This is a genomic window from [Brevibacterium] flavum, assembly GCF_019317305.1.
Taxonomy (GTDB): domain Bacteria; phylum Actinomycetota; class Actinomycetes; order Mycobacteriales; family Mycobacteriaceae; genus Corynebacterium; species Corynebacterium glutamicum.
In genome coordinates, this window is the sequence record NZ_CP079240.1 from 2,559,015 (window position 1) to 2,578,542 (window position 19,528).

Here is a 19,528-nt window from a genome sequence, read left to right on the forward strand (position 1 = left end):
TATTTAAAGACTGCATAATATTTTGGGGAGTGAACTGGTTTGACACTGAAGGGTTACACCAACTTTGACGGTGAATTCATCGAATTCGGATCTGCGCAAGCAAAAGAAGAGGAAAAACGGGCATTCGACAACGATCGCGCGCACGTTTTCCACTCCTGGTCCGCGCAGGACAAAATCAGCCCCAAAGTATGGGCAGCTGCCGAAGGTTCCACGCTGTACGACTTCGACGGCAACGCCTTCATCGACATGGGTTCCCAACTTGTCTCGGCAAACTTAGGCCACAACAACCCTCGATTAGTTGAGGCGATCCAGCGCCAAGCAGCCCGGTTGACCAACATCAACCCGGCTTTCGGCAATGATGTGCGCTCTGATGTTGCTGCAAAGATCGTGTCGATGGCCCGTGGCGAATTCTCCCACGTGTTTTTCACCAACGGCGGCGCCGACGCCATCGAACACTCCATCCGCATGGCTCGCCTGCACACCGGACGCAACAAAATTCTGTCCGCATACCGCAGCTACCACGGCGCAACCGGATCCGCGATGATGCTCACCGGCGAACACCGCCGCCTGGGCAACCCCACCACCGACCCAGATATCTACCACTTCTGGGCACCATTCCTGCACCACTCCTCATTCTTTGCCACCACCCAAGAAGAAGAATGCGAACGCGCACTCAAGCACTTGGAAGATGTCATCGCGTTTGAAGGTGCTGGCATGATCGCAGCGATCGTGTTGGAACCAGTGGTGGGATCCTCAGGAATCATCGTGCCACCAGCAGGTTACTTAAATGGCGTGCGCGAACTTTGCGACAAGCACGGCATCCTCTTCATCGCCGACGAAGTCATGGTCGGATTCGGACGCACCGGCAAGCTGTTTGCTTACGAGCATGCTGGCGACGATTTCCAGCCAGACATGATCACCTTCGCCAAGGGCGTTAATGCAGGTTATGCCCCACTCGGTGGCATTGTGATGACTCAAGCAATCCGCGATACCTTCGGATCAGAGGCATACTCCGGCGGACTCACCTACTCCGGACACCCACTTGCAGTAGCACCCGCCAAGGCAGCGCTGGAGATTTACGCGGAAGGAGAAATCATTCCACGCGTAGCTCGACTTGGCGCTGAACTGATCGAACCTCGCCTTCGTGAACTAGCGGAAGAAAACGTAGCGATCGCTGACGTACGGGGCATCGGATTCTTCTGGGCAGTGGAGTTCAATGCAGACGCCACTGCCATGGCTGCCGGTGCTGCAGAATTCAAGGAACGCGGCGTGTGGCCGATGATCTCCGGCAACCGATTCCACATTGCACCGCCGCTGACCACCACTGATGACGAATTGGTAGCACTGCTGGACGCGGTGGAAGCTGCAGCCCAAGCTGTCGAGCTGACCTTCGCTGGGGCGTTGTTCTAAGTTTTCTAAATAACAAGACCAGCACAGACCACCATATCTACGACCCCAAAAAACCGACTCCAAGCTCCGCGGCGACGAAGCCGCGCTCGCGCCACCGACCAAGCAGCCGGTCCAGGTTTAAAGATTTTGCTTTTCGACGCTCCCCTCCACCTCATTCAATGCGGCGGAGGGGATTTCCTTACATGTTAAGCCTATAGGAAAAAGTGTTTGAATAGCACCCTTGCGTTCGAACACGCGAGCGGGTAGAGTGGGTGGTAACAACACGGGGAAAGGGGGAAGACACCATGAGCATCACCACACACGTCCAAGCACTGACCACAGCACTCAACGCCATCGACAACCATTTGGCCAGCATGCTTGACCATGGTGTCACCCCAGACCAATACAAGGCCATCGAGCCCGACCTCATCGCCCTAGAACACACCATCAACCACCACGCCACCATCGCCGCCCAAACCACAGCCCTCGCCGAACGCACCAACGCCGCCCACACCATTGGCTCCACCCACCTCATCGACTACCTCACCACCACCTTCGGCCTATCCAAAGCACGCGCCCACCACCGCATCAATCTCGCCCACTCCCTCTACCCCATACCGAAGCCAAACTCTGGATCTGGCAACGGCGGTAACGGTGGCAATCCCGATGGCGGTCCTGATGGTGGCGACTCGGGTGATGACGACTCCGGCGACGATGACCCCGACCCTGAACCGAACCCTGACGATGGGAAACCCGATGATGATGACAAGCCTCGCGAGCCACGGATCAGCGCGGAAAAACACGCCATCATCACCGACGAACTCGCCCGCCTCAACCCGAATACCACACCCTCCCACGAGGAGCTACGCAACCAAGCCCTGAGTCAGGCGATCTGGCGCACCCCAGAAGACCTCCGCACGTGGCTACGCCACCACGTCACCACCGCGAACAAAAACAACCCCAACCCCATCACCGCCATGGGCAGGCGCCACCTCTCGGTAGGTAAACCCGATGCCGACAACATGGTCCGCATCAGCGGCCTCGTCCCTGCTGCCACCGCAGCACTGATCACCGCGAACACCGCACCCTTAACCAAACGCGGCAACCTCGTCGATACCCCAGCAGCAGAAGACATGCGCACCCGAGGGCAACGCCATGCGGATGCGTTGCATCACATCATGGAGATCTACAACCATGGTATTGTCACCCCAGCTCGTGGTGGAACAGCCAGCATCATCATCTCCATGACCACCGATGATCTTGACGAGATCAACCACGGTGATCATGGCGATGGGAGCATATTGAATAAGCTGTACCCCACGAACACAGGCTATTCGTTGAACTTGGCGGAGATCATGAACCTCATCGCTGCGAAATACGACTTCGCTGTGCTCTTAGACGGCGCAACCGGGCAGCCGTTGAACGTCAATCGGATGCAGCGCTCAGCCAACCTGACTCAACGCATCGCGTTGTTTGCCTCTGAGTTGGTGTGCTCGGCACCCAATTGTGATCGCCCGCAGTTAGAGTGCGAGGTTCACCATTTAGATCCCTGGATTCGGGGTGGGTTGACCAACCTCGTCAACCTCACACATCAGTGCTTTAATCACCACCCCCGCAACGATGACACTCGCACGGGTGTGAATGGTAAAGGGTTTATGGACCGCGATCCCGTTACTGGCAGAGTAGGTCACTATCCGGTTGGTGGTGAGGGGCCGGTGTTTAACCGGTCGGCTGCTGCTGATCGTTCCGGTGGTGCGTGGGCCAGACGTAAACACTATGGCCCACCACCGGAACCGCCGGGCCCGCCGGATCCACCCGAACCGCCTGGTCCTGGTGATGAGGGCAGATTGTTCTAGCCGTTGCTAGTGCTGAATCTTTGTCATGTTGCTGTGCCTGTTGTCAGTCGCCCTCGTGTGTCTGATGCCGGGCACACAGCCATGCCCACACCAACACGTCACCAATCCCACACAACACCAGACCACCCCGACCCTGAATAAACCCCTATTTTTCTAAAAAGTCACACTTTGCCGTATAGAAATTCAGTCAACCAAGAGTACTCTGTCCCCCATGGTTTTTACTCTTGCGGACTCCGTCTCCCAGGTTGCGCTAGGTCCGTCCTGGCTGGACCCTATGGAACTTCTTTCCGGCTCCGGCCCGTTCGGTAGCTTCATTCTTCCGGCGATGCTTGCCATTGTCTTTATCGAATCAGGCCTACTTTTCCCACTTCTACCAGGTGATTCTCTCCTTTTCACCGGTGGTCTCCTAGCTAACCAGGCTGACCCTTTTGCACCGCTGTGGCTGGTGCTGATCCTCTGCCCTATCGCTGCGATTCTTGGTGATCAGGTAGGTTACTGGATTGGACACAAGTTCCACCCTCGTCTGGTTAATCGTCCAGATGGCAGGATTTTCAAGCAGGAATACCTTAAGCAGACTGAGGATTTCTTTGAGAAGCATGGCCCCGTGACGATCATTTTGTGCCGTTTCGTGCCGATCGTCCGTACTTACGCACCTCTGGTCGCAGGTATGGCTGGCATGCGTTACCGCACGTTCATTATTTACAACGTGATCGGTGGCACTTTGTGGGGTTCCGGCGTGGTGGCTTTGGGTGCTGCGTTGGGTCAGTTCGATTTCGTCCGCAACAATATTGATCTGATTTTCTTGCTGATCGTGTTCATTTCGGTGGTTCCTGGTTTGGTCGGCATGGCCCGCAAGCTGGCTGACGGCCGCAAGCAAGCCAACAACGAGCCACAAGAAAACCCCGCAGTCCAGACAGCCCCAGTAAAAACCCTGGAAGCCCAGGAAGCCCCCAAGAACTAGTCTTTCCGGTCCGCCAGTTCGATGCGTGGTCGTACGTCCACGTTGGTGATCTGGGTTGTTTCGCCAGCGTCAATCACGAATCTGATTGCGTTGGCGATTTCTTTTGGTTCGATGTAGATCTCTGGGCGGAAGTTAGTTCCTTGTGAGTCCATGAGGCCTTTCAGCATGGGGGTGTTGGTGGGGCCGGGGCTGACGGTGCTGACGCGGATGCCGTTGTTGGCTTCTTCTTTGCGGAAGGCGTCGGCGAGTCCGCGGAGGGCGTGTTTGCTGGCGGCGTAGATGGTGTTGCCGGGGTGTGGGCCGTTGCCGGCGCCGGAGTTGATGTAGATGACGCAGCCGGATGCGGCGCGGAGGGCGGGCAAGAGTTGGCGACTCAACTCGGCCGGGACAATGACGTTGAGATCAAGGTGTGCGTGCCATTCGGCCACACTGCCGGCTTCGATGGTCGTGTCACGCGCCACCGCCGCGGCGTGCACCAGCGTATCCACGTGGTCGAGGTTTTTTAGCTTGTCGACGCCTCCCTCTTCCAACACTTCCTTCACGATATCGGACTCGATAGGCTCTACTCCCTCGATCTCTGCGAGAGCTGCCAGATGCTCTGGATTTCGGCCCAAGGCGTAGACAATGTGGTCGCGGGAGAGGTCTTTGACGATCTCAATTCCCATGCCTCCGGTCGCTCCGGTAACGACCGCAATCTTCTTTTTCATGATCAACCTTTCGTATGAATTTTCTGTATAAAACCCATGTTAGATGTTTTATTCAGGGATTTTAGTTGATATGTCCAGTATCTCGCTGAAAACGCTGGTTGTCTTGTAGAAAAAGGCGTAACGTCATATACATGCCTAGCGAAACTATGAAACCAGCCGTAGCGCCAACTCTGGCGGCTACTTCCACGGGACGTCGTCCTGGACGCCCCACCCAACGTATCCTTTCCGTCGAAGCCATAGTGGAGCGCACTTTAAACATTGCCGGCCGCGAAGGATTCGCTGCCGTGACCATGAACCGCCTCGCCCGAGACATGGGTGTCACCCCTCGCGCACTGTATAACCATGTGCTAAATCGTCAAGAAATCATCGATCGCGTCTGGGTGCGCATCATCGATGATATCAAGGTGCCCGATCTTGATCCGGACAATTGGCGGCAATCTATTCATACGCTGTGGAGCTCATTGCGCGACCAATTCCGTGAGACTCCACGTGTTCTTCTGGTCGCGCTGGATGAACAGATCTCCACTCAGGGCACTTCCCCACTGCGAATCGCGGGTGCGGAGGAGTCCTTGAAGTTCTTGACTGATATCGGGCTGTCCCTCAAGGAAGCAACCATCATCCGGGAGATGATGATGGCTGATGTCTTCAGCTTCACCCTGACTTCTGACTACACCTTTGACAATCGTCCAGAGGGCGAAAAGCCGGATGTGTTTGCTCCGGTTCCTAAGCCATGGCTTGATGAGAACCCAGATGTGGAAGCGCCACTGACCCGTAAAGCAGTCGAAGAGTCCGTCTCAACTTCTGACGAACTCTTCGGCTACATGGTGGAGGCTCGCATTGCTTATATTGAAAAGCTGCTTGCCGCCAAATAGTTTCTAAAGGTTATTGAGGGCCTGCTCGACATCTGCGAGCAGGTCTTCAATGTCTTCAATACCAATGGAGATGCGCACGAGGTCGCGGGGAACCTCGAGCTGAGAGCCGGCAGCTGACTGGTGGGTCATGGTTGCTGGGTGCTCCAGGAGGGATTCCACGCCACCGAGGGACTCGGCCAGACAGATCAGTTTGGTGGAGGTACAGAACTTCTTAGCTGCTTCTTCGCCGCCTGCGAAACGGACGGAGATCATGCCGCCGAAGCGCTTCATCTGCTTCGCTGCGACTTCGTGGCCTGGGTGGTTCTTCAGACCTGGGTAGAGCACGGTGGAGACCTCTAGGCGGGAGTCCAGGAATTCCGCGATCTTTTCTGCGTTGTCGCAGTGGCGATCCATGCGCACTGCAAGGGTCTTGAGGCCACGGGCGGTCAGGTATGCATCGAAAACTGATGGGATCGGTCCGATGCCACCTTGCATGAACAGCAGTTCTTCGTCGAGAGCCTGATCGTTGGTGACTACGAGTCCACCTACGACGTCAGAGTGGCCACCGATGTACTTGGTGGTGGAGTGCAGGACAGCATGTGCGCCGAGAGCCAGTGGCTGCTGCAGGTATGGGGACGCGAAGGTGTTGTCCACGACGAGCTTCGCGTTGGTGCCTTCAGTGAGCTTAGCTACAGCGTCGATATCGGTGATCCCCAGTGCTGGGTTGGTGGGGGTTTCCACCCAGATCAGCTTGGTATTGTCTTGGATGGCATTCTTGACTTCGTCAACCACAGAGGTGTCGACCACGGTGTAGGTGATTCCCCACGCGGTGAACACGGTATCGATCAAACGGAAGGTTCCGCCGTATGCGTCGTTTCCGAGCACAATATGGTCACCTGGCTTGAGTAGAACGCGGAAGAGGATGTCAGTGGCAGCCATGCCGGAGGAGAATGCACGACCATACTCTGCACCTTCCAACGCTGCGACGGCCTTTTCCAAGGACACGATGGTGGGGTTGCCCACGCGAGTGTATTCAAAGCCGCGGCGCAGATCGTTGGGAGCGTTCTGTGCGAAGGTGGTGGAGGCGTAGATCGGCATGTTGATCGAACCGTAGTAGTCGTCTGGCTCATACCCAGCGTGAATGGATGCGGTGGAGAAACCCTGGGTGTGTGGGTCAAAAGACAAGGTAGATCAGCTCCTGATACTCATTTCCGACACCTGTATAAACAGGTCTTTTCCGCAATGATAGACCAAGCTGTCCATTTTTGCCCAAATCTATCACCTTTAAATGCAGAAACGCCCCCACAAACCACCGAACTTCCACTAAGCCTCAAACGCGAACCACCTGCCCCGAATTGTTTCTAAACCCACTGACATGTCATAGAGCTTGCCCAGATTCGACGCCGTCAACACCTCATCAACTGCCCCCGAAGCAAGTACCTCTGCATCTTTAATCATGAGCACATCCGTGGTGGAGGACGCGATCTCTTCCACATGGTGGGTGATCATCACGGTGGTCAACGCTGGAATCGTGGCGCGCAGATTATCCACCACGCGAAGCAATGTTTCTCGCCCCGGTAGATCCAGGCCTGTGGTGGGCTCATCCAAGAGCAGCAGATCCGGGTCGATGATTAGCGCACGAGCAATCAAGGTGCGCGCCTTTTCACCTTGGCTCATATCAGCCCACATGTTGCCCGCGCGCGAAGACATGCCCACAAGCTCTAGAACCTCATCGCGGTAGGTTAATTCCTGCTCAGTTGGCGTCCACCTGGGAAGCAATCCGTTAGAGGCCGTAAGTCCCGACAGCACCACTTCGTGGGCTGGCATGTTGGTGAATTTCTGCTTGGGATCCACCACACCAATGTGCTTGCGCAGCTCGCGGGTATCTACTCGGCCAAAGCGGTAACCCAACACATCCACGGTGCCTGTTGTGGGGTAAAGACGAGTGGCTGCGATATTAAGCATTGTCGTTTTACCCGCACCATTGGGGCCTAACACCGCCCAATGGGAGCCAGTGGGAAAGTCTAGGGAGATATCGTTGAGAAGCATCTTCTCCCCGCGACGAACAGAGACGTGATCAAAACTTAAAGCAGACGCATTCATGGACACAACGGTAGCGAGTCTTAGGCACTATCACTATCGTGGGCACCGATGATTATCGCTAGTACAGATACAGAAAGTATTGTTACCGACGTTTCTAATTGGTGGGATAACCCCCTCACCCAGGATTGGTTGATCAATAAGCCAATCAGCATTGCCATCACCATTGTTGTGGCGTTTTTTGCCCATTGGTTGTTGCGCAAGCTCATCACCAAAGCCGTGGAGCGCGGCGTGAGAAAGCCGCCAAAGACTGAAGTCCCGCGGTTTTTAGTCAAGGGTCAGGCAAAGAAGACAGACATTCCGCCTGAAGTCCAGATCATGAGGAAGACCCAAGAGCAGCGTCGACAAGCAAGAATCCGCACTCTGGGTGCGGTGGGCAAGTCCGCTGTCGCCATTTTTGTGTGGACGTGGGCGGCGCTGGCCATCTTGACTGAAATCGGACTTAATGTGGCGCCCCTGATCGCCTCGGCAGGTGTGGCTGGTGTTGCGCTTGGTTTTGGCGCACAGTCGCTGGTGAAGGACTTTCTCAGCGGTATTTTTATGCTCATTGAGGATCAATACGGTGTCGGCGACACGATCGATGTCGGTGACGGCATTATCGGCGACGTGGAGGACATTAGCCTGCGCACCACCACGTTGCGCGATTTGGACGGTACCGTGTGGTACATCCGCAACGGTGAAATTCTGCGTGTGGGTAACTTCTCCAATGAGTACGCGATTGCTCGATTTGAGGTGCCGGTGGGGCTGTCCAATGACAGCGACCGCGCGTGGGATGTTATTGAAAATTCCTTCCAGGAGGCCGTCAAGATGGAGGCTATTAAGGATTCCGTCATCGACACACCTGAGATGAAGGGCATCTCTGCATTCGAACCTGATCACATGACATTCCGGGGCGTGGTCAAGACGCTGCCGGGTTACCAGTGGGAGGTGCAGCGCTACGTCTACGCCAAGGTATTGTCCGACATGCAAAAAGAAGGCATCACCACGCCCTATCCACACGGCATGGGCGGTGTAGGCCTGGCACAGCAGGCGCTGGACAAAGGCGACGCCAACTAAACATTAGGACGCTAAACATTAGGATTGGAGGCATGACCACCTCCGAGAACTTTTATGACACCGTGGGCGGTGAGGAGACCTTCTCCTTCATCGTCCACCGTTTTTATGAACAGGTCCGCACAGACGACATTTTGGGCCCCATGTACCCGCCCGATGACTTCGACGGCGCCGAACAGCGCCTAAAAATGTTCCTCTCCCAATACTGGGGCGGGCCGAAAGATTATCAAGAACAGCGTGGCCACCCTCGCCTGCGCATGCGCCACGCCAACTACCCCATCGGCGTCACCGCGGCTAAACGCTGGCTCACGCTCATGTCTACCGCGCTTGACGACGCGCAACAGCAGCTCTCACTCACCGACGAGCAGCGTGAGGCCATCTGGGAGCACATGCTGCGCGCCGCCGATATGCTCATCAACTCCAACCCCGATCCCCACGATCAGCCGTAACTTCTGCTGAAACGTTGTTTAGACCATAAACTAAACAACCGTGAATCGGTTTCTAGAAGTCGCCCGCAGCTTCGGCATCTTGGGCTTTACATCGTTCGGCGGCCCCACCGCCCACTTGGGTTACTTTCATACTGAGTTTGTTGAGCGTCGACGCTGGCTCGATGACCGCCAATATTCCGAGATCGTAGCCTTAAGCCAACTGCTGCCAGGCCCCGGATCCTCGCAGGTCGGCATGATTTTGGGATACCACCGCGCGGGGTTCGGTGGCATGGCGTTGGCCTGGCTGATGTTTACCTGGCCATCACTGGCTCTCATGGCAGCATTTGCCCTGCTCATTGATCCTTCCCCTACCGGCTGGACTGCAGGTTTGCTTGCCGCAGCAGTCGCCGTCGTCTTCCACGCAGTTGCTGGCATGGCGCGCTCAATGGCCAACACCGCAGCCACTGCGACAATTGCGGTCGCCTCCGGCATTGCGGTCCTAGCGATCCCCCACGCGCTCACCCACTTAGGCGTCATAGCGGCAGCCGGCGTGGTCGGCGCGCTAGCTTTTAATAAGCTTGTCGACGCCACCCCACCGCCTTCTCCCCTCCGCTCCATCCCCGCCTGGGCCGGTATTGGTTCCGTGGTGGTGTTCATCGTGGCGTTGGTCGCCGCAGTTATCGGTAGTGGCTTCTACCCCGCATTCATCCAGGCAGGGGCCACCGTATTCGGTGGTGGCCACGTAGTGCTTCCACTATTGGAAAAACTTGTGGTGATGCCAGGCTATGTAGATTCCACTGAATTTTTGTCGGGATATTCCGCAGCGCAGGCAGTGCCAGGACCAATGTTTAGCTTCGCAGCCTACTTAGGCGCACTATATGGTGGCATTCCTGGTGCTGTCCTTGCCAGCATCGCGATTTTCTTCCCCGCCGCGCTGCTCAGCATCTGTGGACTATTTTTCTGGGGACGCTGGCGCACCGCACCACGCATCCAAGCAGCGGTGACTGGCATCAACGCCGGTGTGGTCGGGCTATTGGGTGCAGCACTCTACGATCCCGTATTCACCCATGGTGTGACAGGTGTTGCCTCCCTGGCGATCGCCGCTACCTGCTGGTTGGCGCTTGCTCAGTGGAAGCTTCCCCCATGGGTCATCGCCGTGGGCGCAGCACTAGCTGGGTGGGTGCTGCTCTAAAAGACGCTTAAGCCCAATCCTGAGGAGTGGTACACGCTGCCATAGGGTGCGTCAATTCTGGTCCAACGACCGTTGACAGACACCCTCAGGTGACGAGGCACCTCATTGGGAGCCTCAAAACCAGGGATCAACCCGAGAGACGTACAGGTAAATACAGTGCGCATCGGGATGGATGCCGTCTTGCCGTTGCCTTCGGCCGCGATGACTTCCTGATCCATCAACGACGACGGTGGCCCCATAGGTCCAGAGAATTGGCGAGCCAACGCTTGTCCCTGGTCAGCTAAGGTGCGGACGATGTGGGTGGGCAGTTCGTCGATAAGCGTAAAGCCTGTTGCTGGTGGCAGTGACCCCGGCCAGCTAGCGTCGCGGGAGGCGCCGACCTCGTCCCTATTTTCGGAGAGGGCGGCGAGCAAATCTTTTGCTCCGACAGCTGCGCCATCACGACCAGCGTGGCCGCCTACCCGGCGCGATGCCGTCACTCCGAAAGGAGTGGTGACAAAGACGTCAACGATTTCGGGGGTGAGTTGTCGAAAACGCGCGTTGGCCAGCTCATCGAGCCCCACAGCGCGGGCGATCAATGCCTGCAGGCCGCGAGCGCCAGAAGAAATGGTGAGCGTTTCCACCACTACTTTTCGAGCGCTTCCTGCGACTGAACCTCATCAGTTGCCACAGCGGTCAGCACCTTGCGCTCAACCTTGCTGATGGAACGAGGCGCAGCGGTCTGCACATTCACCGCAACCTGCACGCAGTCCACAACACAGCACACGCGACCGTTGCGATCCTTAACTTCCTGACGAGTGCTAAACGAGGTGTTACCCAGCTTGGTCACCTGTGTTTCCACGACAGCTTTGGTTGTGTCAGGAAGAATCGCGCGGAGGTAATCAACCTCAAGGTGGCGCACAAACACGGCTGGGATTTCGTAGCCGCGCTCACGGAACTGATCCTCTGCGAAGGTCAGGCGTGCTTCCTGCGCGATTTCGATGAAGGCTGCGTTGTTGACGTGCCCAAAGCGGTCAAAGTCGGACCACCGAAGATCAACCTCCGTGACGTGCAGGTTGCTTGGGGTGTTTTCATTCTTGGCTGCCATGGGGTTCGCCTAGCCTCTTTCTTTTTGTCCAGCTTTTACGTCTCGCAAGCATTGTACCGATGGTTTAAAAAGGGAGCACATTTATTGTGGTCTTCGCCATTGTTTAAATCAGGCTTAACGGGGTGTGTGGGTGCCAAAAGACCTGCCCACTCCGCCATTTTACCGGGGACGTTGGGCAGGTCTTTGTTTGAGCTTTAGTCGCTTTTAGCGGACCAACTTTAGCGAGTCAGCTTGCGGTGAGTGACACGGGAAGGACGTGCGGCGTCAGCACCGAGGCGCTCCACCTTGTTCTTCTCGTAGTCTTCGAAGTTGCCTTCGAACCAGTACCACTGGCCTTCCGCGATGTTGCCTTCCCACGCGAGGATGTGGGTACAGGTGCGGTCCAGGAACCAACGGTCGTGGGAAATGACCACTGCACAGCCAGGGAAGTTCTGAAGTGCGTTTTCCAGGGAGCCCAGAGTTTCCACGTCGAGGTCGTTTGTAGGCTCATCGAGGAGGATCAGGTTTCCGCCCTGCTTCAAGGTCAGCGCGAGGTTGAGGCGGTTGCGCTCACCACCGGAGAGGACCTTGGATGGCTTCTGCTGATCTGCGCCCTTGAATCCGAATGCGGACAGGTATGCGCGGGATGGCATTTCGTTCTGGCCAACAACGATGTAGTCAAGGCCGTCGGAAACGGTTTCCCAAACGGTCTTTTCTGGATCAATGTTTTCACGGCCCTGGTCCACGTAGGACAGCTGGACTGTGTCGCCGATTTCAACGCTGCCTGCGTCTGGGTTTTCAAGGCCAACGATGGTCTTGAACAGGGTGGACTTACCCACACCGTTGGGTCCAATCACACCGACGATGCCGTTACGAGGCAAGGTGAAGGACAGGTCCTTGATCAGCACGCGGCCATCGAAGCCCTTCTCCAGGTCCTTGACCTCCACGACCTTGTTGCCCAGGCGTGGTGGGGTTGGGATCTGAATTTCTTCGAAGTCGAGCTTGCGGTACTTCTCAGCTTCCGCAACCATCTCGTCGTAACGCTGCAGACGAGCCTTGTTCTTAGCCTGACGTGCCTTAGCGCCGGAACGAACCCATGCGAGTTCGTCCTTCAGGCGCTTCTGCAGCTTCTGATCCTTCTTGCCAGCAACTTCGAGGCGCTCGGCCTTCTTCTCCAGGTAGGTGGAGTAGTTGCCTTCGTAAGGGTGCAGCTGACCACGGTCAACTTCACAGATCCACTGTGCAACGTGGTCGAGGAAGTAACGGTCGTGTGTGACGGCAAGGACAGCGCCCTTGTAGTCAGCGAGGTGCTTCTCCAGCCACAGGACGGACTCGGCGTCAAGGTGGTTAGTAGGCTCATCGAGCAGCAGCAGATCTGGCTCTGCAAGCAGAAGCTTTGCCAGTGCGACGCGGCGACGCTCACCACCGGAGAGGTGGGTAACTGGCTCATCGCTTGGAGGGCAACGCAATGCATCCATTGCCTGGTCGATCTTGGAGTCGATCTCCCACGCATCAGCTGCGTCGAGAGCCTCCTGCAGAACGCCCATTTCTTCCATGAGCTCGTCGGTGTAGTTGGTTGCCATTTCTTCTGCGATGGCGTCGAAGCGCTGCTTCTTTTCGAAGATCTCACCAAGACCTTCTTCGACGTTCTGGCGAACAGTCTTTTCTTCGTTTAGTGGTGGCTCCTGCAACAGGATACCCACGGTTGCACCTGGATCCAGGAATGCTTCACCGTTGGAAGGCTGATCCAACCCAGCCATGATCTTCAAGATCGATGACTTACCGGCACCGTTGGGTCCGACGACACCGATCTTGGCGCCTGGGTAGAAGGACATGTAGACATTGTCCAAGATGACCTTGTCACCGATTGCCTTACGCACGTTCTTCATCGTGTAGATGAACTCGCCCAATGTAACCCCTTTAAATGCGAATTTGCGTTTAAGTACTCAACGCACAAGATTACATGAGCAGCGCCAATTTAGGGACCTCGGGCAAGTGGGCCTTACAGCAATCGCAGCGAAGGATCACTCCCCCGCTGCGACCATTTAGATGTTTGGCGATTAAAAAGGCGCTTCCTCGCCTGAATCAGAGCCTGAACCTGCTCCCGCACCAGCCATAGCTAATTCGCGTTTTTCCTCAGGAGCCTCAGGAGCCTCGTCAGCTTCCGAAGACCCTGCCCCCTGCTTCGATCCCCGCTTCTGATCTACATCTGGATAGTCTTCCAAGTTTGCATCTGGCATCTCCACGCCCTCGGGGCTGTTGGATGCGTTGGGCTTACTTTCCTTGAAGCCAACGATGTAGTGGTTCATGTCAATACCGATGGAGGTTGCTCGCATCCTGATTTCTTGGCGCTTTTCTAGCTTTTTAACATTGGGATCAGCGGATTCCACTTCCCATTCATTGGTGTACAGGAAGCCTTGGACGATCACAGAGACGCCTGGTTTGAGGGAAATGTGGGAGTTGATGCCGAGTTTTCCCCAGGCTTCAACGTTGATGAAGACTTTGTCCACGTTGTGCCATTTTTCGCCCTGCTTGTAGGAGCGGGAGCTGGCCACGCGGATTCTTAGGACGCCATCGAGGTTGTCTTTACGGCCAATATATACGGAGTCACTGACGATGCGGCCGGCGATGGTTACTGGTGTGTTGATCATTTTTCTTCCCTTTTCTGATAGGTGATGAGTGCTTTCACCACGCAGTCTGGCACCGAACGACAAGCGCGTAAAGGAAGAAAAAGCCCGCCTGTGGATAAGTTGTGGCCTGATCGAAAATGAGGCCTAGTTATCCACAGGGGCGGGCTGGAAGGGGTGCGGGGAGACGTCGAAAAGCTTATTCTTTGTCTTTGCCTTTATCTTTTGACTCGAAGGTTTCCTGGTAGTAGTCGCCGTGCATGTCGTGGCCCTCGTTCATGCGTGCGAGCATCCTGTTGTATTCCTCGGCGTCAGCGTAACCAGTGGATTCGGCGCGGGCCTCGTAATTTTTCTCCACGATTCTTTCCTCACGGAACCAACCACGGAAGAGGTAACCGAACACGACAATCAGCGGGAAGGAACCCGACGCCCAGGCGATGCCGCCGCCAACGAGCTGGTCGTAGGCCAGATCGACCTCCCATGGCAGGTTGATTTTGGTGTAAAAATCCTCCGCCAAAATGACTTGGAGCTGCATGAGGTACACGCCGAAGAAGAGGTGGAACGGCATCGAGAATGTCAGCCACGCCAGGCGGGAAACATGTGTGCGTTCCTCCGGCTTGGGGTCAGGACCGATCATTTCCCAGTAATAGACGTAACCGGAAATCACGAACACGAAGTTCATGATCAGGTGTCCGGCGTGCTCAGACACCATGATTTCATATAGTGGGGTCAGGTAGAGCGCGTAGAAAATGATGATGAACTGAATCGTGTTCACCGCTGGGTGCATGATGAATTTCAGCAGCGGATTATCAGTCATCACCGCGGCCCATTCGTGCAGGCCAGGTCGGCCCGGCTTACCAGGCGCAACGGCCTCCATGATCAGCGACAACGGCGCGCCCAGCACCAGGAACACCGGCACGACCATGGACAGCAGCATGTGCGCGACCATGTGCATGGAGAACGTCGCCGGCATATTCATGCCGATGCCAGAAGAAACGGTGACCACCAGGGTGATACAGCCCAGCACCCACCAGAAGGTGCGCATGTGGTTCCACTTTTTTGCTTGTCGACGCAAAGCCACAAGGCCATACATATAGAAGGCCAATAACATGATGCCGATGGTGCCCAGCATCAAATCAAAACGCCACATGGTGAACACGTTGAGAAGAGTTGGTTCCTTCTCCAGGGAGTAGCCCATTTCCAAGGCCATCACGGAAAGATCTTGAATCTCTGGTGCAGGTGGCGGGGTGCGTCCCATGGAAATAGCAACGCCGGTGACCGCAGCCATGGCAAGAACTTCCACGATCGCGATGCGAGTAAACAGCGCTGAGTTCTTTGGATCCTTCTCTAGCTTCGGGATGGTGAAAGTGCGGTGGGCCAAACCGAACATGCCCACCACGACAACGCCAACAGCCTTAGCAAAGACCAGCAAACCGTAGTGTGTAGTGAATAGATCTGAGAAGTCCATGCGCAGCAACGCATTCACGATGCCAGAAATCGCCATACCAATAACTGCGTAGGTTGCGATGATGGAATAGCGTTTCACTGCCATATCCATGTTGGGACCGATGCGACGAGCGTGCGCAATCAACGCCATCAGGCCACCCACCCACAGCAGCATCAAAACCAAGTGCCACAACAGGGAGTTCGTGCCGTAATCGTGGTCGCCACCGGCAGCTGAGTGACCTTCCAAACCAAGTGGAACAGTCATGATGATGGAACCCGCAAACAGCAACGGCTGTGCCAACCACGTGCGGCAAAACAGACCAGCAATACCTGTAATAAAGGCAAAACCAGCAACCCACGACCACGCCTTCGCCAATGCAACCTGTTCGAATGCGATCGCCCAGTTCTGCAACTTCAACGCCTCAATGAACGGCTGACCCGACAAGTCCGACATCACCATCGGAATCATCACAATGGCAACAAGACCAAAACAAATAGCCGCAAACGAACCCGTACGCGCCGCGATCGAACCATCCACCGACAAATACGAACGATTCAGATAACTAGTCTTCTGAGGCCCATCCTCCGCGCTGCGCTTAATTTCCCGCGGACTAATAAAGAAGGTCGTCGCCATGAAACTACCCGCCGACAACGCAGCAACAATCCAGCCCACCGCACGCAAAAACGGCAAACCAGCAGTAGTCATCGGGCCAGGATCAGGGATGCCCAACGAAGCGAGAGATTCCGACAGGAAACCCCACGCCAAAATGGCACCCACCAAACCAGCCACAAACGCAAACAAAACGTAGAAAGGCCAGGTGATTCTCACCTTGCTGCTCTTTACCTGCGATTTATTCACTGGAGAAGACACTCCACCAGAACCCTCGGCAACGACCTGCTCATCCATGCCCCTAATCTAACCTCCCCAACACCCAGAACCATAGTTGAGTGATCCATGTGATAGCCGAACACGGGTGTACGGTAAAGTTCCAAGCGCACGCAATAATGTGGGGCTTCACACAATTGGGTATTTCTTGTCAATTGTGGGAGTTTCTATATAAAGTGTTTCGAGAAGCTTTCTAGATTGCCGGTTTGGCACCAGTAGTAGTTTCTACGCCTCCATAGCTCAGTGGATTAGAGCAACCGGCTTCTACCCGGTTGGTCGCGGGTTCGAATCCTGCTGGGGGCACCGCAATTTAAACATGTTTTATCCATGTTTCAGCAGTTCAGGGCACTCTTTCATTTTGAAGGGGTGCCCTTTCTACTTTCCATAATCATGCTGCGAGCACATTTTGAGCACACTTCATACACACTCTTGGCAACTCCCAGACACTAATTAGTCGGTTTTTAGGAAAATAGGCGAGCCAAAGTTTAGTCGCCAAGACTTCACTTAAAAGTAGCCAGGAATTGACATATAGCCTCTACCTTATGGATTGCCCGGGTGAAAACTCGGAAAACTCTTTGGTTTTCATACCTTTCTTGCTTCATTTTCATGAAAAGCACATTCCCAGTGAAGCCCTGAAGCACACTCTCGAGCCCAACATAAGGAATAAAATGTCTTTCAAGCGTCGTTCGCTTGAAATCACTTGCGCCATCACCTCCAGCATTGTTCTCGCTGGAATCTCCGGCACCGCTGCCGCCCAGTCCTCCTACGTTTCTGGATCCTCAGGACTGCTGTCCTCCAGCGAGCTCCATCCTGAAACTCCAGCACCTCTGGATGCTCCAAAGAACATCATCTACATGATCGGTGACGGCATGGTTACAACCATGTTTCCGCAACCAACCTGTTTGAAACCGGCCAGACCATGTACCAGGTCGAAGGCGAGCCAGGTTCTGTCACCCCAGTTGAGGGTGGCACTCCAGTTCAGGCATTCGAGGGCGCGGAGTGGACCCAGCTTGCACAGTCCACCTTCCAGGATGGAAACTCCTACGACCCTGAGCGCGCGTGGGCTGATCACAACTATGTCAATGAGAACTTCACCGACTCCGCCGCTGCAGGAACCGCAATGGCAACCGGCGTTAAGACCACCAACGGCATGATCGGCATCAACCCAGCCAACGAGCCTGCGAAGAACACCTCTGAGTACGCAATTGAAAAGGGCAAGGCAGCCGGCGTTGTTTCCTCTGTTCCTTTCAACCACGCAACTCCTGCGGCTTGGGCAGCTCACAACTCCAACCGCAATGATCTGCACGCGATGGCCGAAGAGATGATCAACAGTGATCTCAACGTCATCATGGGTGCTGGCCACCCATTCTTCGACAACAACGGCAACCCAATCACCAAAGCCGACGAAGACTACATGCAGGCTTCCCAGTACGAGCGCCTCGCAAGTGGCGAAACCGACTTCACCTTCGTCGAAGAGGACGCAGACTTCGAGGCTCTCGCAAACGGCCAAGTTGAAAGTGACAAGTACTTCGGTCTCGCGCAGGTCGAAGACCCCCTTCAGCACGACCGCGATGGCGACTCTGTCACTCCTTACGACGTTCCACTCAACGACGTCGTCGACCTTTCCACCATGTCCAAGGCAGCCCTCAACGTTCTCAACCAGGACGAAGACGGATTCCACATCATGATCGAAGGTGGCGCAATCGACTGGGCAGGCCACGCAAATGACATGGCTCGCGACATTGAAGAAGTCCAAGAGTTCAACAAGGCCGTTGAAACTGTCATCGAGTGGGTTGAGACCAACTCCTCTTGGGATGAAACCCTCGTGATCGTCACCGCCGACCACGAAACCGGCTACATGACGGGCCCTGACAACGATCCAAACTGGTCCGCAATGACCGGCGCTGCAGGCATCGTTCCAAACCACGGCTGGCACTCCGGCAACCACACCAACCAGCTCGTCCCAGTGTTCGTTCGTGGCGCAGGTGTCTCCGATATCGTTGCTGCTGCCGATCAAGTTGACCCAATTCGCGGGAATTACATCGACAACATTGAGATCGCGAACCTGACTTTCAACAAGTGGTGGTAAACCCCCGATTGACCAGCCGTTTTGGTTAATGCAGCACGGTGAGTTAAAGTTATCCGTGCTGCTTAACGCGGTAATGGTGGCTGTAGTTCAGCTGGTAGAGCACCAGGTTGTGATCCTGGGTGTCGCGGGTTCGAGCCCCGTCAGCCACCCCAAATAATCCCCTTACCTGCACAAACAGGTTGGGGGATTTTTACATTTTCAGCCGCCTACGCTTTAACCTACGCTTAAGGTTCGGTTTTTCACTGTTCCGCCTCGCCCCCAAAGGCCGCAGCAACGCCGCCATGGCCACGCCAGCGCCCCCACGCCGCTAAGCCCATTCTACCGCCTGAGGCAGCCCTACAACACCCTGCCACCCTTCCCCCTGTGCCCCCTTCTCCCCCTTGGTCCCGAATCACAGGCATGGGAGCGAGAAAGTGACAGCAAAAACAACCACACGCTTTTTAGAACACGCGTTCCAATAAGCACCTACAATCCCTAGAGCGCGCCCTTTTGTGACCTGCAACACAATGCTGTAGGTGTCTCTTTCATAGTTTCGTAATTTACGAAGCAAACTACGAAAAAACTACGAAACGCCTGACCTGCGGTTTCGTAAAATTACGAAAATCGAAAAAACAAATGACGAAACACACGAAAACGCCGTGACCAGCATGTTTCTACTACTTTTCAATCTGCGCGAGCGCCGCTCCATTGAGGAGTTGGATGAACTCTTGACCGAGCGCATCGAGAATCTGCGTTCTCGTCGCCGCGCGGCTGCCCGTCTGCTCAAGGAGCAGAAGGCGCAGGAGGAAGGCGAAGCTTAAAGAGCTTCTAGGAAGCCCACAAAGACCACAGGGTAGTGGTTCCACGATGACGTGGATACCACTACCCTATTTCTCGT

Annotated in this window: 17 protein-coding genes and 2 tRNA genes; 11 read left to right on the top strand and 8 right to left on the bottom strand. The window is 55.4% G+C overall.

Annotated elements, in window-relative coordinates:
• Window positions 1-39: 39 nt before the first annotated feature.
• The 3 genes from KW808_RS12490 (at window position 40) to KW808_RS12500 (ending at window position 4,206) form a co-directional block, all read left to right on the top strand.
• Window positions 40-1,410 carry an aspartate aminotransferase family protein gene (locus tag KW808_RS12490; protein ID WP_003863665.1) on the top strand — a complete coding sequence of 457 codons (1,371 nt, stop codon included), beginning with the start codon at window positions 40-42 and terminating at the stop codon, window positions 1,408-1,410.
• Window positions 1,411-1,694: 284 nt separating this feature from the next.
• Window positions 1,695-3,245, top strand: coding sequence for an HNH endonuclease signature motif containing protein (locus KW808_RS12495; RefSeq protein WP_034983124.1), 1,551 nt, complete (start codon window positions 1,695-1,697; stop codon window positions 3,243-3,245).
• 211 nt (window positions 3,246-3,456) lie between these two features.
• Window positions 3,457-4,206, top strand: coding sequence for a DedA family protein (locus KW808_RS12500; RefSeq protein WP_003860915.1), 750 nt, complete (start codon window positions 3,457-3,459; stop codon window positions 4,204-4,206).
• On the opposite strand, the gene KW808_RS12505 is transcribed toward KW808_RS12500, so the two are convergent.
• Window positions 4,203-4,913 (bottom strand): SDR family oxidoreductase, encoded by a 711-nt coding sequence (locus tag KW808_RS12505; RefSeq protein ID WP_003860913.1) that lies wholly within the window; start codon window positions 4,911-4,913, stop codon window positions 4,203-4,205. The genes KW808_RS12500 and KW808_RS12505 overlap by 4 nt on opposite strands.
• Before the next feature lie 131 nt (window positions 4,914-5,044).
• Between KW808_RS12505 and KW808_RS12510 the strand changes: the two genes are divergently transcribed.
• On the top strand, window positions 5,045-5,785 hold the full coding sequence (locus KW808_RS12510) for a TetR/AcrR family transcriptional regulator (RefSeq protein WP_003860910.1): 741 nt from the start codon (window positions 5,045-5,047) through the stop codon (window positions 5,783-5,785).
• A 3-nt stretch (window positions 5,786-5,788) separates the two neighbouring features.
• On the opposite strand, the gene KW808_RS12515 is transcribed toward KW808_RS12510, so the two are convergent.
• Together KW808_RS12515 and KW808_RS12520 are read right to left on the bottom strand one after the other, a co-directional pair.
• A complete protein-coding gene (locus KW808_RS12515) occupies window positions 5,789-6,949 on the bottom strand; it encodes a cystathionine gamma-synthase (RefSeq protein ID WP_003860908.1) in 1,161 nt (386 codons plus the stop codon).
• 138 nt (window positions 6,950-7,087) lie between these two features.
• The gene (locus tag KW808_RS12520) at window positions 7,088-7,813 is read right to left on the bottom strand and encodes an ABC transporter ATP-binding protein (RefSeq protein WP_003860906.1); all 726 of its coding nucleotides are present in this window, start codon (window positions 7,811-7,813) and stop codon (window positions 7,088-7,090) included.
• Between the two features lie 102 nt (window positions 7,814-7,915).
• Here KW808_RS12520 and KW808_RS12525 point away from each other — a divergent pair, with 102 nt between their 5' ends.
• The 3 genes from KW808_RS12525 to chrA are packed head-to-tail and all read left to right on the top strand — an operon-like array spanning window position 7,916 to window position 10,537.
• Window positions 7,916-8,920 carry a mechanosensitive ion channel family protein gene (locus tag KW808_RS12525; protein ID WP_003860904.1) on the top strand — a complete coding sequence of 335 codons (1,005 nt, stop codon included), beginning with the start codon at window positions 7,916-7,918 and terminating at the stop codon, window positions 8,918-8,920.
• A gap of 32 nt (window positions 8,921-8,952) precedes the next feature.
• Window positions 8,953-9,366 carry a globin gene (locus KW808_RS12530; protein WP_003860902.1) on the top strand — a complete coding sequence of 138 codons (414 nt, stop codon included), beginning with the start codon at window positions 8,953-8,955 and terminating at the stop codon, window positions 9,364-9,366.
• A gap of 40 nt (window positions 9,367-9,406) precedes the next feature.
• A complete protein-coding gene (chrA, locus tag KW808_RS12535; protein ID WP_003860900.1) occupies window positions 9,407-10,537 on the top strand; it encodes a chromate efflux transporter in 1,131 nt (376 codons plus the stop codon).
• Here the strand turns inward: chrA and KW808_RS12540 are convergent.
• The 5 genes from KW808_RS12540 to ctiP form a co-directional block, all read right to left on the bottom strand.
• Window positions 10,534-11,163, bottom strand: a complete 630-nt coding sequence (locus KW808_RS12540) for a DUF8185 domain-containing protein (protein WP_003860898.1) — start codon at window positions 11,161-11,163, stop codon at window positions 10,534-10,536. The genes chrA and KW808_RS12540 overlap by 4 nt on opposite strands.
• Window positions 11,163-11,624, bottom strand: a complete 462-nt coding sequence (locus KW808_RS12545; RefSeq protein WP_003860897.1) for an acyl-CoA thioesterase — start codon at window positions 11,622-11,624, stop codon at window positions 11,163-11,165. Before KW808_RS12545 ends, KW808_RS12540 begins: the two co-directional genes overlap by 1 nt.
• A gap of 218 nt (window positions 11,625-11,842) precedes the next feature.
• Window positions 11,843-13,513, bottom strand: a complete 1,671-nt coding sequence (gene ettA, locus KW808_RS12550; RefSeq protein ID WP_003860895.1) for an energy-dependent translational throttle protein EttA — start codon at window positions 13,511-13,513, stop codon at window positions 11,843-11,845.
• A gap of 150 nt (window positions 13,514-13,663) precedes the next feature.
• Window positions 13,664-14,254 carry a single-stranded DNA-binding protein gene (locus tag KW808_RS12555; RefSeq protein ID WP_003860894.1) on the bottom strand — a complete coding sequence of 197 codons (591 nt, stop codon included), beginning with the start codon at window positions 14,252-14,254 and terminating at the stop codon, window positions 13,664-13,666.
• 175 nt (window positions 14,255-14,429) lie between these two features.
• Entirely contained in the window at window positions 14,430-16,583 is a 2,154-nt protein-coding gene (gene ctiP / locus KW808_RS12560; RefSeq protein WP_499652169.1) for a copper transport/cytochrome C oxidase assembly protein CtiP, read from the bottom strand.
• A 208-nt stretch (window positions 16,584-16,791) separates the two neighbouring features.
• Between ctiP and KW808_RS12565 the strand changes: the two genes are divergently transcribed.
• The 4 genes from KW808_RS12565 (at window position 16,792) to KW808_RS12580 (ending at window position 19,451) form a co-directional block, all read left to right on the top strand.
• Window positions 16,792-16,865, top strand: a tRNA-Arg gene (locus tag KW808_RS12565).
• A 616-nt stretch (window positions 16,866-17,481) separates the two neighbouring features.
• Window positions 17,482-18,651 (top strand): alkaline phosphatase, encoded by a 1,170-nt coding sequence (locus KW808_RS12570; RefSeq protein WP_003860891.1) that lies wholly within the window; start codon window positions 17,482-17,484, stop codon window positions 18,649-18,651.
• 76 nt (window positions 18,652-18,727) lie between these two features.
• A tRNA-His gene (locus tag KW808_RS12575) sits at window positions 18,728-18,803 on the top strand.
• 495 nt (window positions 18,804-19,298) lie between these two features.
• Window positions 19,299-19,451: a hypothetical protein gene (locus tag KW808_RS12580; protein WP_004567525.1), complete on the top strand. Its 153-nt coding sequence runs from the start codon at window positions 19,299-19,301 to the stop codon at window positions 19,449-19,451.
• The last annotated feature ends 77 nt before the right edge of the window (window positions 19,452-19,528 follow it).

What these genes read in the sequence shown, in the direction of transcription:
- KW808_RS12520 (WP_003860906.1), bottom strand. Translation starts at nt 7,813, where the DNA reads ATGCTTCTCAACGATATCTCCCTAGACTTTCCCACTGGCTCCCATTGG.
- KW808_RS12580 (WP_004567525.1), top strand. Translation starts at nt 19,299, where the DNA reads ATGTTTCTACTACTTTTCAATCTGCGCGAGCGCCGCTCCATTGAGGAG.
- ctiP (WP_499652169.1), bottom strand. Translation starts at nt 16,583, where the DNA reads ATGGATGAGCAGGTCGTTGCCGAGGGTTCTGGTGGAGTGTCTTCTCCA.
- KW808_RS12545 (WP_003860897.1), bottom strand. Translation starts at nt 11,624, where the DNA reads ATGGCAGCCAAGAATGAAAACACCCCAAGCAACCTGCACGTCACGGAG.
- KW808_RS12570 (WP_003860891.1), top strand. Translation starts at nt 17,482, where the DNA reads ATGTACCAGGTCGAAGGCGAGCCAGGTTCTGTCACCCCAGTTGAGGGT.
- KW808_RS12500 (WP_003860915.1), top strand. Translation starts at nt 3,457, where the DNA reads ATGGTTTTTACTCTTGCGGACTCCGTCTCCCAGGTTGCGCTAGGTCCG.
- KW808_RS12505 (WP_003860913.1), bottom strand. Translation starts at nt 4,913, where the DNA reads ATGAAAAAGAAGATTGCGGTCGTTACCGGAGCGACCGGAGGCATGGGA.
- KW808_RS12525 (WP_003860904.1), top strand. Translation starts at nt 7,916, where the DNA reads ATGATTATCGCTAGTACAGATACAGAAAGTATTGTTACCGACGTTTCT.
- KW808_RS12495 (WP_034983124.1), top strand. Translation starts at nt 1,695, where the DNA reads ATGAGCATCACCACACACGTCCAAGCACTGACCACAGCACTCAACGCC.
- KW808_RS12530 (WP_003860902.1), top strand. Translation starts at nt 8,953, where the DNA reads ATGACCACCTCCGAGAACTTTTATGACACCGTGGGCGGTGAGGAGACC.
- KW808_RS12510 (WP_003860910.1), top strand. Translation starts at nt 5,045, where the DNA reads ATGCCTAGCGAAACTATGAAACCAGCCGTAGCGCCAACTCTGGCGGCT.
- KW808_RS12555 (WP_003860894.1), bottom strand. Translation starts at nt 14,254, where the DNA reads ATGATCAACACACCAGTAACCATCGCCGGCCGCATCGTCAGTGACTCC.